This is a genomic window from Pseudomonas sp. CFII68 (genome assembly GCF_000416195.1).
Classification (GTDB): domain Bacteria; phylum Pseudomonadota; class Gammaproteobacteria; order Pseudomonadales; family Pseudomonadaceae; genus Aquipseudomonas; species Aquipseudomonas kilonensis.
Map to the genome: position 1 here is coordinate 139,365 of NZ_ATLN01000022.1, position 15,534 is coordinate 154,898.

A 15,534-nucleotide genomic window follows, 5' to 3' on the forward strand; every position below is an offset into this window, starting at 1 on the left:
GACGGCATATTTCATGTATCGATCCGTATCGTTGCGCGCTGTGATGTGTTTAAGCACGTTGTTCCCGGCGGCCGTGTTGCACGCGGCCCCGGATGCGGACATCGAGGCCCTGAAACAGGAACTTCTAGAGCTCAAGCAACGATACGAGGTCCAGCAAAGGGCCCTGGCGGTGCTCGAACAGCGGGTTCGCCAGGTAGAAGATCAACCCGCGGCGCCACCGCCCAAGCGCCTGGCCAAATCCCCGGCTGACATGAAAGGCAACCAGACCGTGGCCGGCGGTGGCGCGGCAACGGCTGGCGGCAGCGGCTACGGGCAATCCCTGGCCGATGATTCCCAACCGGCCCAGAGCGTCTCCAACCTCTATGACGAGGCCAGTGGTTTCTTTGGCGGCGGTAAATTCAGTTTCGAGACTGGCGTGACCTATTCGCGCTACGACACGCGGCAACTGATCCTCAACGGTTTCCTGGCCCTGGATTCGATTTTCCTGGGCAACATCAACCTCGACCGGATCAAGGCCGACACCTGGACGCTGGACCTCACCGGTCGCTATAACTTCGACAACCGCTGGCAGTTCGACCTCAACGTCCCGGTGATCTACCGCGAATCCACGTACCAGTCAGGCGGCGCGAACAACGGCGCAGCCGGTGTCACCAGCGAAGAGACCGTGACCCGCAACCCCACCATCGGCGACGTCAACTTCGGTATCGCCTACAAGTTCATGGATGAGTCGATCAACTCCCCGGACGCGGTGGTCACCTTGCGAGTCAAGGCCCCCACCGGCAAGGACCCGTTCGGTATCAAGCTGCGCCAATCCCAGGCCAACACCAACCTGTTCGTGCCTGACGACTTGCCCACCGGCAACGGCGTATGGTCGATCACGCCCGGGCTTTCGCTGGTCAAGACCTTCGACCCGGCGGTGCTGTTCGGCACCCTTTCCTACACCCATAACTTCGAAGAATCGTTCGATGACATCAGTTCCACGGTCAACCAGGAGGTCCCGGGCAAGGTGCGGATCGGCGACAGCTTCCAGATCGGCGCGGGCATTGCCTTTGCCTTGAACGAGAAGATGAGCATGTCATTCTCGGTCTCTGACCTGATCCAAAAGAAAAGCAAGCTCAAACAGGACGGTGGCGACTGGGAGTCGGTGACCTCCAGCGACGCCAACGCCGGCTACTTCAATATCGGCATGACCGTCGCCGCGTCCGACAACCTGACCATCGTGCCCAACCTGTCCATCGGGCTGACCGACGATGCGCCGGATTTCACCTTTAGCCTGAAATTCCCGTACTACTTCTGACGCCCTTAGGGATATGTGAAGGACACATCCCCCAAGGACACTGCAAAACTACTGTGGGAGCGGGCTTGCTCGCGAAAGCGGCGTGTCAGTGACATGGATCAACCTGACACTACGCCTTCGCGAGCAAGCCCGCTCCCACAATGGGTTGTGTATAGGCAGTTCTAGCGGATCTGGTGCTTGTGCAGCAGACGATAGAACGTCGGCCGGGACACGCCCAGTACCCGGGCGGCGACGCTCAGGTTGTCACTGTGACGGTTGAGCACATCACTCAGGGCCTGGCGCTCGGCGCGGGTCTTGTAGTCCTCCAGCGTGCCCATCGGTGCCACGACGCCCTGGTGGCTGGCCAGGCCGAGGTCACGGGCCTCGATTTGTCGGCCTTCGGCCAGTACCAAACCGCGACGGACGCGGTTGGCCAGCTCCCGCACATTGCCGGGCCAGTCATGCATGCCCATCGCCACCAACGCATCCTCGCTGAAGCTGCGGGGACGGCGGCCGGTTTCCTGGCTGTAGAAATGGGAAAAGTGGCTGGCCAGCATCGCCAGGTCACCATGGCGTTCGCGCAACGGCGCCATCGACACTTGCAACACGTTCAAGCGGTAATACAGATCCTCGCGAAATCGCTTGTGCTCAATGGCCGCCTCAAGGTCCACATGGGTGGCGGCCAAGACCCGCACATCGACCGCAATCGGCTGACTGCCACCGACCCGCTCAATGTGTTTTTCCTGCAGAAAACGCAGCAGGTTGGCCTGCAGCTCCAACGGCAGGTCGCCAATTTCATCGAGAAACAACGTGCCACCGTGAGCCGCCTCGATCCGTCCGATCTTGCGTTGGTGAGCCCCGGTGAACGCGCCCTTCTCATGCCCGAACAATTCGGACTGGATCAGGTGCTCCGGAATCGCACCGCAATTAATGGCGATGAACGGCTTGTTGCGCCGGTGAGACTGACAATGCAGGGTGCGCGCCACCAGTTCCTTGCCGGTGCCGCTCTCACCCCGAATCAATACCGGCGACTCGGCAGGCGCCAGCTTGCTCAACAGCTTGCGCAATTCGCGAATCGGCTTGCTGTCGCCCAGCAGTTCATGTTCGGGCTGATCAATGTGGATCGAGCCCTGCCCCCGCAAGCGCGCCATGCCAAATGCCCGGCCCAGTGTCACCTGGACCCTGGACACATCGAAGGGCAAGGTATGGAAGTCGAAAAACCATTCGCAGACAAAATCACCGACGTTTTGCAGGCGCAACACTTCCTGGTTGAGTACGGCGATCCATTCGGTGCCGCTACGGCTGATCAACTCCTTGACCGCTTCCGGGCGCTCCAGGTGAAAAGGCTGCAAGCGCAACAGGCCGACGTCACAGGTCCGATCGCCGGCGTGTTCGAGGGCGCAACTGTCCACCTCCCAACCAATGGTGCGCAGACCTGGCAACAGGCGATGACAATCGTCGCAAGGATCAACCACGAGCAAACGACGTGACGTACTGGCTTCGATCATGACTGATCCTTGGCGCCAAAATAAAGAAATATGAGTAGAAACAATCGTTTGGCAAACCTGCATGTAACAGTAGCAAGAAGTTGACGCGCCCTTGTATCAATTGATTATCGAGACCACGTCAAACTGGTTATAAGAGAGCGTTTCGTTAGTTGTCACAGGCGTTTTTCTTTCATGGCGCTTTCAAACAAAAGTCAAAAAGCCTGGTCTGAAAGAAAATCGAAATTTATTTAAATAATGTGTGACCCGCCTGCGGGTTCGGGACATCAGTACAAGTAACCAGCCGCACGGTACGCCCAACCGACGGCACATCATTTGTTTGGGCACACTTAAGAGAAAACGCCATGAACGCCCCGCTCCGTATCAACGAAGCTCTTTTGATTGCCGACCGCGCATTCCGTCCTTTCCACTGCGTGGCCTGGGCTCCACAAGACGGTAACGGTGAACTTAGCCTGACCGTCGTCGACCGCACCAATACCCATATTGGCCGCACCCAGATTCCAAGCAGCGCCTATACCGACCCGGTCCAACTGGCCGACCTGTTGAAACAGGCCCGTGCCGAACTGAGCCAGGAAGGTTACACATTGCAATCGTGGTCGATGCCTGAATAACCACCGGTAAAGCCTGTTATCGATTGCAGGCTTGGCTCTGGATTGTAAAGCCATTGTTATGGCACGAATCGCTGCTGTATCTGCAGAACCTGACAGTTGTGCATTGTCACATTCAGGGATTGAATGTTGCCCTCATGCAGTCGTCGCCCTTCCGGGCCTTTCGACACGCAAGGAGAGGCAGGCATGCTCGATCAGTTCGCATTTGTGCTCCCCCGGACCATGGCCCACGCCGGGCAGCTTGACTCAGGCTTTGCCGCCAACGGCAAAGCCTGGATTCATTTCGAAGACAGCACCTCGAGCCTGACCACTGGATTGACCCTCGACCACGCAGGAAGAATCCTGGTGGCGGCCAGGATCGAGACCGCCCACGGCAGCCGGTTCGGGCTGGCAAGACTCAACCATGACGGCTTAACCGACCCGGATTTCGGCACTCGCGGCTGCGTGATCGGCGCATTTGAAAACGGTTTCGACGCGACGGCAGGCAAGGTGATCGCGTTGCCCGACGGGCATATCCTGTTGTCCGGCCTGCACTACGAAAACAACGACCATACCTTTCCCGCCCTGGCGCTGTTCGATCAGCAAGGCCGCGCCGTTCAAAGCTTCGGCAACGCCGGCCGGCACATCATCAGGCTTTGCGGCAATCTCTCCCAAGGCCTGCGCGATCCCTGGCTGCCGCCCGGTGTGCCGGGACTTGAGGCTTGCGACATGCAAGTGCAGGCCGATGGCCGGATCCTTGTGCTCGCCAACCATCACTATCAATTGTCCGACCATGTCGGCGTACTGATCCGGCTCTTGCCGTGCGGGGCATTGGATACCTCATTCAACGGTCGCGGTTTCGTGATGGTCCGACGCTTGTTGAAAAATACCTGGCTCGGCTGCCTGGCGCTCCAGGCTGACGGCCAAATTGTCGTCGGCGGCGCCATCGACTTGCCCCAGCATGGCTTGATTGCCCGCTATGACAGCAGCGGCAAGCTCGATGACAGCTTCGGTGAAAACGGCTTTCTGTCGATCCTGGCGCAGGGTCACAGCGTGATGGTCAGCCAGATCGTCCAGGACACGAACGGTGATCTGCAGGCGTTCGGCAGCAGCCGTGATCCGATGCATAGCCTGTCCCTGAAAGTGCGCCCCGACGGCAAGCCGGACCGTCATTGCAATCAGGGCCAGTGCCAGCTCATGGCGATCGGGCGCAACGCCAGTCAGTGGACCGCCGCCCAGCTTCAAGCGGACGGAAAACTGCTGACCGCTGGCGCCACCATCGGCGGTATCGAGGCCGACTTCGTGCTTGCCCGACATCTGCCAGATGCCAGCCTCGACCCGGATTTCGGCCAGGGCAAAGGCTGGGTTCGCACGCGACTCGGCTACAGCCTGGACACCGCCACCGCCCTGGCTGTGCAGACTGACGGCAGAATCCTGGTGGGCGGCTATTCGCTCCACGGTCATTATCGAGCGGTGGTTGCGCGATATTGGGCCTGAGTCGAATTGTCGCAGGTGAACGGTATTTATTCTTACGCTTGATATTCCTCATTTCTTACGGCAACTTGCGCGCTTCTAACTAAAAGGAGCAGCCGATGTCCGGCCCAATGGCTCAAGCGTTCGCGCACAACTTTCTTGGCCACTCACCGCGCTGGTACAAGGCGTGCATCATCACCTTCCTGATCCTCAATGCCGTGGTGCTGTGGACCCTGGGCCCGGTCGTCGCAGGCTGGATGCTGGTGCTGGAGTTCATCTTCACCCTCGCCATGGCCCTTAAATGCTACCCATTGATGCCTGGTGGGTTGCTGCTGGTCGAGGCCCTGGTGCTGGGCATGACCACCCCCAAGGCGCTGTACGACGAGCTGCTGCATAACTTCCCGGTCATCCTGCTGCTGATGTTCATGGTGGCCGGGATCTACTTCATGAAGGATCTGCTGTTGTTCCTGTTCTCGCGCCTGCTTTTGGGTGTGCGTTCCAAGGCGATGCTGTCCTTGATGTTCTGCTTTCTCTCGGCGTTTCTGTCGGCCTTTCTCGATGCCTTGACCGTCACGGCAGTGATCATCAGCGCCGCGGTGGGCTTTTATTCGGTGTACCACCGCGTGGCGTCGGGCAACGATCCGCGCCAGGACAGCAGCATCGATGAAGACCATGACCTGCCGACGCTGCATCATGCCGACCTGGACCAGTTCCGGGCCTTTCTGCGCAGCCTGCTGATGCATGGCGCCGTGGGCACGGCGCTGGGCGGCGTCTGCACCTTGGTCGGTGAACCACAGAACCTGCTGATCGGCCATGAAATGGGCTGGCATTTCGCCGACTTCTTCCTGAAAGTCGCGCCGGTGTCGCTGCCGGTGCTGGTAGCCGGGCTAGCGACCTGCGTGGTGCTGGAAAAGCTGCGTTGGTTCGGTTACGGCACGTTGTTGCCAGACAACGTGCGTGCCGTGCTGGCCGACTACGCCGAGCAGGACAATCGCGAACGCACCGCACGGCAACGAGCGGCGCTGATCGTTCAGGGTATCGCCGCGCTGATTCTGATCGTGGGCCTGGCGTTACACATTGCCGAAGTCGGCCTGATCGGCCTGATGGTCATCGTGTTGATTACCGCCTTCACCGGCATCACCGACGAGCACCGGCTGGGCAATGCGTTCAAGGACGCCATGCCGTTCACGGCGCTGTTGGTGGTGTTCTTTGCGGTAGTGGCGGTCATCCACGACCAGCAGTTGTTCACACCGCTGATCCAGTGGGTCCTGGCCCTGCCCGCCGACCAGCAGCCGGGCATGCTGTTCATTGCCAATGGCCTGCTCTCGGCCATCAGCGACAACGTGTTCGTGGCGACCATCTACATTACCGAGGTCAAACAGGCCTTCGTCAACGGCCACATGAGCCGCGAACAGTTCGAGACCCTGGCGGTGGCCATCAACACCGGCACCAACCTGCCGAGCGTCGCCACACCCAACGGCCAGGCCGCCTTCCTGTTTCTGCTGACCTCGGCGATTGCCCCGCTGATTCGCCTGTCCTATGGCCGGATGGTCTGGATGGCGCTGCCCTACACCGTGGTAATGGGTGGCTTGGGCTGGTATGCGGTGACTTACTGGTTGTAGAAATATTGGAACATCGATGGCAAGGGGATCCCTCTGTGGGAGCAAGGCTTGCCCGCGATGAAGGCGATGCGGTCTATCAGGAACCGAGGCGCCTGTTTCGCGAGCAAGCTTTGCTCCCACAGTAGGAATAAATTCCCCTGCCACAAAAGCCGGGGCATCCTATCGCGGCAAGATGTACCGTTCGATCGCCAGCGCCGCACCGTCATCGATAACGGCGGCGGTCACGACATCCGCTTGACGCCGGATCGCCTCCTCCGCCTGCCCCATGGCAATCGACAACCCCGCGCGGTGGAACATCGCCGGGTCGTTGCCACCGTCGCCCATGGCCGCCGTCTGTTCCAGTGGCACATCAAGGAAGGCTGCCAGGGTCGACAGTGCTTCCCCTTTGTTGGCCTTCATCGCCGTCACGTCCAGGTAGATCGGTTGCGAACGCGACACCTGGGCCTGGCCCTTGAGCAGCGGATGCAGCCGCGCCTCCAGTTCCACCAGCAGGTCGGTGTTGGCGCTGGTGGCGACGATCTTGTCGATCCGCTCCAGATACGGCTCGAAGCTTTCGACCTCTACGGGTGGGTAGCCCAGGCCACGCGTCTCCACCGGTACCATCGGACCGTTGGCGTCGCGCACCAGCCAGTCGCCATCGGCAAATACCCAGACTTCGATGCCGGGTTGATCGGCATACAGGGCCAGCGTGGTCAGAGCGGCCTCGGGGGGCAGGTAATGGACGGCAAGAAAGCTGCCATCGGGATGAACCAGCGTGCCGCCATTGAACGCCGCCGTGGGCAGGTCGACGCCCAAGGCCTCGATCTGCTGCAACATGGCCCGCGGCGGTCGCCCGGTGGCGAGGCTGAACAACACACCGGCCTCACGCAATGAGCGAACCGCTTCAATGGTGCGCTGGTTGAGACTGTGATCAGGCAGCAGCAAGGTGCCGTCCATGTCGCTGAGTAAAAACCGGATGGGGTGTTTCAGCAGATCACTCATCCGAGGCCATGCCAGACGCGATTGTCGCGGGTCAGCAAGTCCTCGGCGGCCGCCGGGCCATCTTCGCCGGCCTTGTAGGACTGGAGTGCCGCGTCCTGCTGCCAGGCATCGAGGAACGGCTGCACGGCGCGCCAGCCGTTTTCAATGTTGTCGGCACGCTGGAACAGCGTCTGGTCACCGGTGAGGCAATCGTAGATCAGGGTTTCGTAACCTGTAGACGGCTGCATTTCGAAGAAGTCCTTGTAGGCAAAGCCCAATTCGATATTGGCCATGTCGAGTGCCGGCCCCGGCCGCTTGGCCAGCAGGTCGAACCACATGCCTTCATTGGGCTGAATCTGGATTCTCAAGTACGTAGGTTGCAGTTCGTCGACTTCGGTGTCGCGAAACTGCGCGTAAGGCGCTGGCTTGAAGCAGATGACGATCTCCGTGTCCCGCACGCTCATGCGCTTGCCGGTGCGCAGGTAAAACGGCACGCCGACCCAGCGCCAGTTGTCGATCATGACCTTGAGGGCGACGTAGGTCTCGGTGCTGCTGTCGGGCGCTACGTTGGCCTCCTGGCGATAACCGTTTACCGCCTTGCCGCCGACTTCACCGGCAGTGTACTGGCCACGGACCGAGTTGGCCCGGGCCTGCTCCACCGACCAGGGCCGGATCGCCCCGACAACCTTGGCCTTTTCCCCACGCACGGCGTCAGCACCAAACGCCGCTGGCGGCTCCATGGCCACCATCGCCAGCAGTTGGAAAAGATGATTGGGCACCATGTCTCGCAGGGCGCCGGTGTGCTCATAAAAACTGCCACGGGTTTCCACGCCGACGGTTTCGGCGGCGGTGATTTGTACGTGGTCGATGTAGTGGTTGTTCCAAAATGCCTCGAACAGGCTGTTGGAGAAACGGCTGACCAGAATGTTCTGCACCGTTTCCTTGCCCAGGTAATGGTCGATGCGATAGATCTGTTTCTCGCTCATGACCTTGAGCAGGCAGGCGTTCAGCGCTTCGGCGGTATGCAGGTCGGAGCCGAACGGCTTTTCGATCACCACCCGCCGGAAGGCGCCCTCCTGCTCCTGAAGCAGCCCGGCCGCACCGAGGCGGCTGACCACTTCACTGAAAAAGCGCGGCGCGGTCGCCAGGTAGAAAATCGCATTGCCGGTGCCGCTGGCCGCGATTTTCGCCGCCAGCGCCTGGTAGGTGCTCTCATCGAGGAAATCACCCTGGACGTAGCTGATGCCCCGGGCCAGCTTGGCCCACAGCACTGGGTCGAGCGCGCGGTTGGCATCACCGCCCTTGCTCGCCGCTTCGTTACGGATGAAATCCTCGAGTTTCTTGGCAAAATCCACATCGCTGATGGCGTTGTGGTCAACCCCGATGATGCGCAGCCCATCGCCCAGCAGACCGTCGCGACTGAGGTGGTAAAGCGCCGGCATCAGCAGACGCTTGACCAGATCGCCATGGGCGCCGAACAGAAACAACGTGGTCGGCGGCGCGGGTTCTGCCTTGGATTTGCTGGCGATCGAGGTCATTTTTTCGGCGTCTCCACGTGGCCGCCAAAGCCGAAGCGCATGGCCGAAAGCATTTTGTCACCGTACGTGCTTTGCTGGCGCGAGCGGAAACGGGCGAACAGCGAACTGGACAGAACCGGAACCGGCACCGCTTGCTCAATGGCGGCCTCGATGGTCCAGCGGCCTTCTCCGCTGTCGGCGACTTCGCCGGAAAAACCGTCCAGTTTCGGGTCGCTGGCCAACGCGTCGGCGGTCAAGTCCAGCAACCAGGACGACACCACGCTGCCGCGACGCCAGACTTCGGCGATATCGGCGACGTTCAGGTCGAAACGCTGCTCAGCCGGCAGGCTTTCGCTGGATTTGGTCTTGAGGATGTCAAAACCCTCGGCGAAGGCCTGCATCATTCCGTATTCGATGCCGTTGTGGATCATCTTCACGAAATGCCCCGAACCGGCCGGGCCCGCGTGGATGTAGCCACGTTCGGCGCGGTCATCGTCGGATTTGCGATCACGGGTGCGCGGGATGTCGCCCATGCCCGGCGCCAGGCTGTCGAACAGCGGGTCCAGGCGCTTCACCACGTCGGCCTCACCGCCAATCATCATGCAGTAGCCGCGCTCCAGGCCCCAAACGCCACCGGAGGTGCCGACGTCGATGTAGCTCAGGCCTTTTTCCGACAAGGCCTGGGCGCGACGGATGTCGTCCTTGTAATACGTGTTACCGCCGTCAATGATCACATCACCCGGCTCAAGCAGTTCGCTGAGGGCGTTGATGGTGTCTTCGGTGGGTGCGCCGGCCGGCAGCATGACCCAGACCGCCCGTGGTTTTTCCAGGCCGGCGACCAGTGCCGAGAGGTCCGCGACGCCCATCGCGCCTTCCTGGTGCAGGTTTTCGACAAAAGCGGCATTGCGGTCATAGACGACGGTGGTGTGCCCATTGAGCATCAGGCGCCGCGCAATATTGCCGCCCATGCGGCCCAGTCCAATGATCCCGAGTTGCATGTGCTGATGCTCCCTACTACAAATAAAGGTAAGTCAAAGATTTAGCTCGTAAGACACGTGGAGGTTAGTCCAGAGCATTGCTGCATAGTTTCCGGGTAATTCGAGCGATCACAAGGGATAAAGCTCAAGATCCGGCCGAAGCCACAGCGACCATGAAAAATAAAAAAGTTCCAATCACAAGCAAAAGAAATCAGAATCGGCGCCGATAGTAGAGGTGTCGACCAAATACTGGCGACATCTCTATAGTTGATGTACGCCATTTGCGAGGTGAGCAATGGGCCCTGTCGTTACCGCACGTCCTCCCCAAACCCTTTATGTGACCATTCGTCGCGATGAATTGCGCCTACTCAAGGAAGAACGCGATCTACTGCTTGATGAAGTGATGCAGCTGCGCATGCAGTTGCAACACGCACAGCTGCCCCACCAAAGCCAGTCCCTGGCTCGGTAACCGCCCCAGAGGGTAGGAGCTGGCGAAGCCTGCGATCTTTTGATCTTGATCTTTCGCTTGAGACTTAACTGTCTGGGGCAAGATCGCAGCCTCGTTGCACTCGACAGCTCCTACACAGTTCCTACACAGCACCTGCAGGCAAAGGCCAGCGGGTGCAAGCTCCCTCGCCACAGCGTGGGGCGCTTCTTTGCCTGTCGTGCTACCGGCTCATCACCTTCCCTGCGTTTTGTAACCGAAAAACTCATTATTTTTTCACAACCGGCTCGCAATACTCCGCGCCTTTAGGGTTGCTTGGCGTATGCCTGCGGTCACCAATCAGGTGCCGACAGCTTCGTCGATAAGGGCTGGAGCGCTTGATGAGCTTGTTCAAACGCAGCAAAACGACAGCGAAAGGTTTCGACTGGGCCGGATTCGGCTGGCTGTTTCTGTTCTTCTGGTATTTCTCGGGCATCACCCAACTGCTCATTTTGCTGAGCGACACCTCCGGTTTCACCGGCTTTCGCCAAGCATTCGTGATGAGCGCGATATGGCTGGCACCCCTGCTGCTCTTCCCCGCCCGTACACGCTTGCTTGCCGCATTAATCGGCGTGGTGCTGTGGGCCTGCTCCATGGCTAGCCTGGGCTACTTCTTCATTTATCAGCAAGAGTTTTCCCAAAGCGTCATCTTCATCATGTTCGAATCGAACGCGCCTGAAGCCGGCGAGTATCTGACACAATATTTCGCTTGGTGGATGGTGGCGGCGTTCCTGGCCCATACCGCCGTCGGCTATTGGCTCTGGACCCGCCTGCGCCCGGTGTACCTGCCCCGAGGTCAGGCCATCGTGGCGGCAGCCGTCATCGTGCTTGCCGTGGTCGGCTACCCGTTGATCAAGCAGACCCTGCGCACCGGCAGCTTCGCCTACGGCCTGGAGGAGTTCGAAGATCGCATCGAGCCGGCGGTACCGTGGCAGATGCTGGTGGCCTATCGTCACTACGGTGAACAGTTGGAGAACATGCAAGGCATGCTCCACAGCACCAGCAAGATTGCGCCACTGCGCAACCTCAAGGATGCCATGGCCGACCAACCGGCCACCCTGGTGCTGGTGATCGGTGAGTCCACCAACCGCCAGCGCATGAGCCTCTACGGTTACCCGCGGGAAACCACACCGGAGCTGGACAAGCTCAAGGACCAGTTGTCGGTGTTCGACAACGTCATCACCCCGCGCCCCTACACCATCGAAGCGCTGCAGCAGGTGCTGACGTTCGCCGACGAACAGAACCCGGACCTGTACCTGAGCACACCGTCGCTGGTGAGCATGATGAAACAGGCCGGCTACAAGACGTTCTGGATCACCAACCAACAGACCATGACCAAGCGCAACACCATGCTCACGACCTTTTCCCAACAGGCCGACGAACAGGTGTACCTGAACAACAACCGCAACCAGAATGCCGCGCAGTATGATGGCGACGTGATCGAGCCGTTCAACAAGGCCCTGGCCGACAGCGCCCCGCGCAAGCTGATCGTGGTGCACCTGCTCGGGACCCACATGAGCTACAAGTATCGGTACCCGCCGACCTTCAACAAGTTCACCGACCGCAAGAACGTACCGGCGGACCTGCGTGATGATCAGGTCCCGACCTACAACAGCTACGATAACGCGGTGCTTTACAACGATTTCGTCGTGTCCAGCCTGATCAAGGACTACGCCAAGACCGACCCCAACGGTTTCCTGTTGTACCTGTCGGACCATGGTGAAGACGTGTTCGACTCGCAGGGCCACGGCACGCTGGGCCGCAACGAAGGCAAGCCGACCGCACCGATGTACACCATTCCCTTCATGGCCTGGGCGTCACCCAAATGGCGCGAAAGCCATGACTGGAACTTTGCCGGCGACCTGTCACGGCCCTACAGCAGCTCGCACCTGATTCACACCTGGGCGGACATGGCTGGCTTGAGCTTTGATGAGCTGGACCACAGCAAGAGCCTGGTCAGCGATGACTTCAAGGCCCGGCCGCTGCTCATCGGCAACCCGTATCAAGCCCCGCGCAAGGCCCTGATCGACTTCAGCCTGATGCAGCCCAAGTCGACATTGACTAAAGTCGTGCAGAAATAACCGAAGTCGTCCAGATGCACGCTTTTACAGGGGCTTGATCCAGAACTGCATAGGCCCGTGGGCCGGGTCGAACATGCCGGCGGCAAAGCCGAACTTGGCGTAGCTGCCCTGGGCCGCGGCATTGCCCTCGAGCACCTCCAGGGTGATCTTGCAGCAACCGCGCTGGCGGGCGATGTCCTCGACCTTCTGCAACATCTTCTGGCTCAACCCGAGACCGCGAAAGGCCGGCATGACCGCCACGTCATGGATGTTCACCAGGGGCCGGCAGGCAAAGGTTGAAAAACCTTCGAAGCAATTGACCAACCCCGCCGGTTCGCCGTTGACGAAGGCCAGCACGCTGAAAGCATGGGGGCGCTTGGCCAGTTCCCCGGGCAGGTGCAACAGCACCTCGGCCGGCAATGAATGCCCCCCTCCCATCGGGTCCTGCGCATAGCCATTGAGCACATGACAGATTGCTTCGGCGTGGACCGGGTTGCTGTAGCTGGCTTGCAGAACAAGAATGTCCTTGGCTTCTTCCATGACCTTCCATCTCACTTCGGTAGTACCGGCGACTCGACGCCGTCGGCGGGATACAGGTCAGACCTGCTGACCAAAACGTTGCATTTGCATTTCCTGGAGGCGACTGAGCGTACGGCGAAACGGGAATTGCAGATAGCCCTCGGTGTACAACTCATCCATCGGCACCTGGGCCGAAAGGCACAGCGGCACCTTGCGGTCATAACATTCGTCGACCAGGGCGATGAAGCGCCGTACGCCATCGTCGTGGATCGACAGCTGCGGCAGTTCGCGATCACCCGCCGCGACCCGTTCGACGCCGTCCTCGGTGCCACGGGCAATGCGCCCTTCGCGCTGTTCGGCGCTCAGGCACGGCACGTCACTGAGCAGGATGACACTGAAGCGGTCGCACAGCGCCATGAAATCCAACGCCGAGAATGGCTGTTCGCACAGGTCGGGGTAACGGCTCCAGAGCACGCTGTCGCTGGCCTGGACCGGTTCAAGCAGGCGATGACCGACCTCGATCGGCGCGCTGTTCGACGTTTGCCCGGCGGTCAACTGGATGAAAACATTGACCAGCGGATCAGGTTGCCCGGGATCGCGCAGCCAATAACGCTGCTGTAACTGGCCTGGGTGCTGGCGATGGTCTTGCCAGCCGTTCACCGGCACAACCTGCATATATCGATTGATCGCGGTGATAGTCGGCAGGAAACGCTCACGGTTGTGGCCGTTGGCATAGAGTTCTTCCGGCGGCAGGTTCGAGGTGCTGACCATCACCATGCCCAGTTCGAACATCACTTGGAACAGGCGCCCGAGGATGATCGCGTCGCCAATGTCGTTGACGAACAGTTCGTCGAAACACAGCACCCTTACTTCAGCGCTCAGCTCCCGGGCCAAGGCTTGCAAAGGATCCGGCGTGCCGGTGAGCTGGAACGAACGCTGATGCACCCACGCCATGAAATGATGGAAGTGTTGACGACGGGCCGGCACCTTGAGGCTTTCGTAAAAACGGTCCATCAGCCAGGTCTTGCCACGCCCCACCGGTCCCCAGAGGTAAACGCCCCGGATCGACTTGCGCCCTTCGTGCAACGCCGTGTGGCATTGCTCCAACGCCATGATGGCCAATTCCTGGGCCTCGTCCTGGACGAAGCCGTGGTGTTCGATGGCATGCTGCCAGGCGCTCAGGGGGGAATCGAAGGTCATACGGCCCGGGTCCGGAAAACGAAGGTGGGGAGTATGCCCTGTGGGAGCAAGGCTTGCCCGCGATAGTTGCGCCGCGGTCCAACAGCCAAACCGCGTTATCGTTCATCGCGGGCAAGCCTTGCTCCCACAGGCCTTGATCCCACAAGGCCTTGATCCCACAAGGCCTTGCTCCCACAGGCCTTGATCCCACAAACCTTGCTCCCACAGGGCATGCTTCCACAAGACCTGGGTGCAGAATGCTAAATCGAGATATCCAACCGACTGATCTTGCCCTGCTCATCGAGCCGGAAGGTATAACGCAACTCCAGCGGGCTGCCGGGGAATGTCCCGGAGATCAGGTTTTGCACCAGCACCTTGCCAGTGCGTTGCTGCACATTGAGGACTTCCACACGTGGCTGGAAGCGTCGGGCAGTGTCTTCCATCCATTGGGCGATGGCCTGGGCGCCAACACGGTGCTGGCCTTCATCGAACACGTTGGCATCCTCGGCGAAGAAACGCATCGCCGCCGAACTGTCACGGGCATTGGCGGCCGCAATGTAGCCAGCGATGGCCGGGGCCAGGGAAGAGACGGGATTGGACATGATACGGCTCCTTGTTTTATCGATCTGGCACCATGCTAGACCAGCGCTGTGTCAGTTTTTGTCAGGAGTGAAACGCCCGGTTTCGTCCAGTTTCATCAGCGCAAACCAGTCGCGCAGCAAGTCGCTGCGTCGGCCCGGATAACGCTCGCCCTGCTCGGTGGCAGAGGCAATCCGGTCGGTGCGAAAAGTTCGATAGGCGCTGCGCAATTCGCACCAGGCCACCACCACCCGCGCCTCATTGAAAAAGCCCAGGGCCAGCGGCCAGATCAAGCGCTGGCTCGGGGTCTTGTTCACGTCGGCGTAGTCGATGTGCAGCTTGGCCTGGGCGCGAATGGCCTGGCGGTAGACATTCAGTTCCACGGTGTTCTGCGGATAACCATAACCCGGCGGGCCAGGCAACACCGTGGGGTTGCGCAACGCGTCTCGCACATCGGGCGCCAGCACCGCTGCGACCTTCGCCAGCGCGTCGGCCGCCGCCTTGCCCAGCACCTCGTCGGCGCGCTGATCGACGTAGCGCAAGCCCAGCACAATGGCCTCGATTTCATCGGCGGTGAACATCAGTGGCGGCAGGAACAGGCCGCTGCGCAAGACATAACCTATGCCCGCCTCGCCCTGGATCGGTGCACCGAGGGCTGTGAGTTCGGCGATGTCGCGGTACAAGGTGCGCTCGGAGACGTTCAGTTCGCCCGCCAACGTCGCAGCGGTGACCGGGCAACGCTTGCCCCGCAGGACTTGCAGCAAAGTGAGCAGACGAGTGGTACGCGACACGATGG

General features: G+C 60.3%; 14 protein-coding genes. 6 read left to right on the forward strand and 8 right to left on the reverse strand.

Annotated elements, in window-relative coordinates; all coding sequences use genetic code 11:
- Positions 1-13: 13 nt before the first annotated feature.
- Positions 14-1,297, forward strand: a complete 1,284-nt coding sequence (locus CFII68_RS23265) for a transporter (protein WP_018601566.1) — start codon at positions 14-16, stop codon at positions 1,295-1,297.
- A gap of 161 nt (positions 1,298-1,458) precedes the next feature.
- On the opposite strand, the gene CFII68_RS23260 is transcribed toward CFII68_RS23265, so the two are convergent.
- Positions 1,459-2,784 (reverse strand): sigma-54 dependent transcriptional regulator, encoded by a 1,326-nt coding sequence (locus CFII68_RS23260; RefSeq protein WP_018601568.1) that lies wholly within the window; start codon positions 2,782-2,784, stop codon positions 1,459-1,461.
- A gap of 341 nt (positions 2,785-3,125) precedes the next feature.
- Here CFII68_RS23260 and CFII68_RS23255 point away from each other — a divergent pair, with 341 nt between their 5' ends.
- The 3 genes from CFII68_RS23255 (at position 3,126) to nhaB (ending at position 6,463) form a co-directional block, all read left to right on the forward strand.
- Positions 3,126-3,392: a hypothetical protein gene (locus CFII68_RS23255; RefSeq protein WP_014338145.1), complete on the forward strand. Its 267-nt coding sequence runs from the start codon at positions 3,126-3,128 to the stop codon at positions 3,390-3,392.
- A 183-nt stretch (positions 3,393-3,575) separates the two neighbouring features.
- Complete coding sequence (locus tag CFII68_RS23250; protein WP_018601570.1) at positions 3,576-4,865, forward strand: delta-60 repeat domain-containing protein; 1,290 nt, start codon at positions 3,576-3,578, stop codon at positions 4,863-4,865.
- Between the two features lie 95 nt (positions 4,866-4,960).
- Complete coding sequence (gene nhaB / locus CFII68_RS23245; protein WP_018601572.1) at positions 4,961-6,463, forward strand: sodium/proton antiporter NhaB; 1,503 nt, start codon at positions 4,961-4,963, stop codon at positions 6,461-6,463.
- Between the two features lie 159 nt (positions 6,464-6,622).
- On the opposite strand, the gene CFII68_RS23240 is transcribed toward nhaB, so the two are convergent.
- Genes CFII68_RS23240 through gnd form a run of 3 tightly spaced genes read right to left on the reverse strand, consistent with a single transcriptional unit; the run spans position 6,623 to position 9,962 of the window.
- Positions 6,623-7,444 carry a Cof-type HAD-IIB family hydrolase gene (locus tag CFII68_RS23240; protein ID WP_018601576.1) on the reverse strand — a complete coding sequence of 274 codons (822 nt, stop codon included), beginning with the start codon at positions 7,442-7,444 and terminating at the stop codon, positions 6,623-6,625.
- Complete coding sequence (gene zwf / locus CFII68_RS23235) at positions 7,441-8,961, reverse strand: glucose-6-phosphate dehydrogenase (protein ID WP_018601578.1); 1,521 nt, start codon at positions 8,959-8,961, stop codon at positions 7,441-7,443. The genes CFII68_RS23240 and zwf overlap by 4 nt, the downstream gene beginning before the upstream one ends.
- Positions 8,958-9,962 carry a phosphogluconate dehydrogenase (NAD(+)-dependent, decarboxylating) gene (gene gnd / locus CFII68_RS23230; protein ID WP_225919183.1) on the reverse strand — a complete coding sequence of 335 codons (1,005 nt, stop codon included), beginning with the start codon at positions 9,960-9,962 and terminating at the stop codon, positions 8,958-8,960. Before gnd ends, zwf begins: the two co-directional genes overlap by 4 nt.
- A gap of 250 nt (positions 9,963-10,212) precedes the next feature.
- On the opposite strand from gnd, the gene CFII68_RS27630 reads away from it, so the two are divergent.
- Complete coding sequence (locus CFII68_RS27630; RefSeq protein WP_018601582.1) at positions 10,213-10,386, forward strand: DUF6026 family protein; 174 nt, start codon at positions 10,213-10,215, stop codon at positions 10,384-10,386.
- 356 nt (positions 10,387-10,742) lie between these two features.
- Positions 10,743-12,482 carry a phosphoethanolamine transferase CptA gene (locus tag CFII68_RS23225; protein WP_018601584.1) on the forward strand — a complete coding sequence of 580 codons (1,740 nt, stop codon included), beginning with the start codon at positions 10,743-10,745 and terminating at the stop codon, positions 12,480-12,482.
- A gap of 24 nt (positions 12,483-12,506) precedes the next feature.
- On the opposite strand, the gene CFII68_RS23220 is transcribed toward CFII68_RS23225, so the two are convergent.
- From CFII68_RS23220 to CFII68_RS23205, 4 genes are all read right to left on the reverse strand, one after another.
- Complete coding sequence (locus CFII68_RS23220) at positions 12,507-13,001, reverse strand: GNAT family N-acetyltransferase (RefSeq protein ID WP_018601586.1); 495 nt, start codon at positions 12,999-13,001, stop codon at positions 12,507-12,509.
- Positions 13,002-13,058: 57 nt separating this feature from the next.
- A complete protein-coding gene (gene zapE, locus CFII68_RS23215) occupies positions 13,059-14,180 on the reverse strand; it encodes a cell division protein ZapE (RefSeq protein ID WP_018601587.1) in 1,122 nt (373 codons plus the stop codon).
- A 239-nt stretch (positions 14,181-14,419) separates the two neighbouring features.
- Positions 14,420-14,761: a nuclear transport factor 2 family protein gene (locus CFII68_RS23210; protein WP_014338135.1), complete on the reverse strand. Its 342-nt coding sequence runs from the start codon at positions 14,759-14,761 to the stop codon at positions 14,420-14,422.
- Positions 14,762-14,812: 51 nt separating this feature from the next.
- Positions 14,813-15,529, reverse strand: a complete 717-nt coding sequence (locus CFII68_RS23205) for a YafY family protein (RefSeq protein WP_018601589.1) — start codon at positions 15,527-15,529, stop codon at positions 14,813-14,815.
- Positions 15,530-15,534 lie beyond the last annotated feature (5 nt).

Bases quoted from the DNA above. Each gene is read 5' to 3' on its own strand.
- CFII68_RS23265 (WP_018601566.1), top strand. From the start codon at position 14: ATGTATCGATCCGTATCGTTGCGCGCTGTGATGTGTTTAAGCACGTTG.
- CFII68_RS23260 (WP_018601568.1), bottom strand. From the start codon at position 2,784: ATGATCGAAGCCAGTACGTCACGTCGTTTGCTCGTGGTTGATCCTTGC.
- CFII68_RS23255 (WP_014338145.1), top strand. From the start codon at position 3,126: ATGAACGCCCCGCTCCGTATCAACGAAGCTCTTTTGATTGCCGACCGC.
- CFII68_RS23250 (WP_018601570.1), top strand. From the start codon at position 3,576: ATGCTCGATCAGTTCGCATTTGTGCTCCCCCGGACCATGGCCCACGCC.
- nhaB (WP_018601572.1), top strand. From the start codon at position 4,961: ATGTCCGGCCCAATGGCTCAAGCGTTCGCGCACAACTTTCTTGGCCAC.
- CFII68_RS23240 (WP_018601576.1), bottom strand. From the start codon at position 7,444: ATGAGTGATCTGCTGAAACACCCCATCCGGTTTTTACTCAGCGACATG.
- zwf (WP_018601578.1), bottom strand. From the start codon at position 8,961: ATGACCTCGATCGCCAGCAAATCCAAGGCAGAACCCGCGCCGCCGACC.
- CFII68_RS27630 (WP_018601582.1), top strand. From the start codon at position 10,213: ATGGGCCCTGTCGTTACCGCACGTCCTCCCCAAACCCTTTATGTGACC.
- CFII68_RS23225 (WP_018601584.1), top strand. From the start codon at position 10,743: ATGAGCTTGTTCAAACGCAGCAAAACGACAGCGAAAGGTTTCGACTGG.
- CFII68_RS23220 (WP_018601586.1), bottom strand. From the start codon at position 13,001: ATGGAAGAAGCCAAGGACATTCTTGTTCTGCAAGCCAGCTACAGCAAC.
- zapE (WP_018601587.1), bottom strand. From the start codon at position 14,180: ATGACCTTCGATTCCCCCCTGAGCGCCTGGCAGCATGCCATCGAACAC.
- CFII68_RS23210 (WP_014338135.1), bottom strand. From the start codon at position 14,761: ATGTCCAATCCCGTCTCTTCCCTGGCCCCGGCCATCGCTGGCTACATT.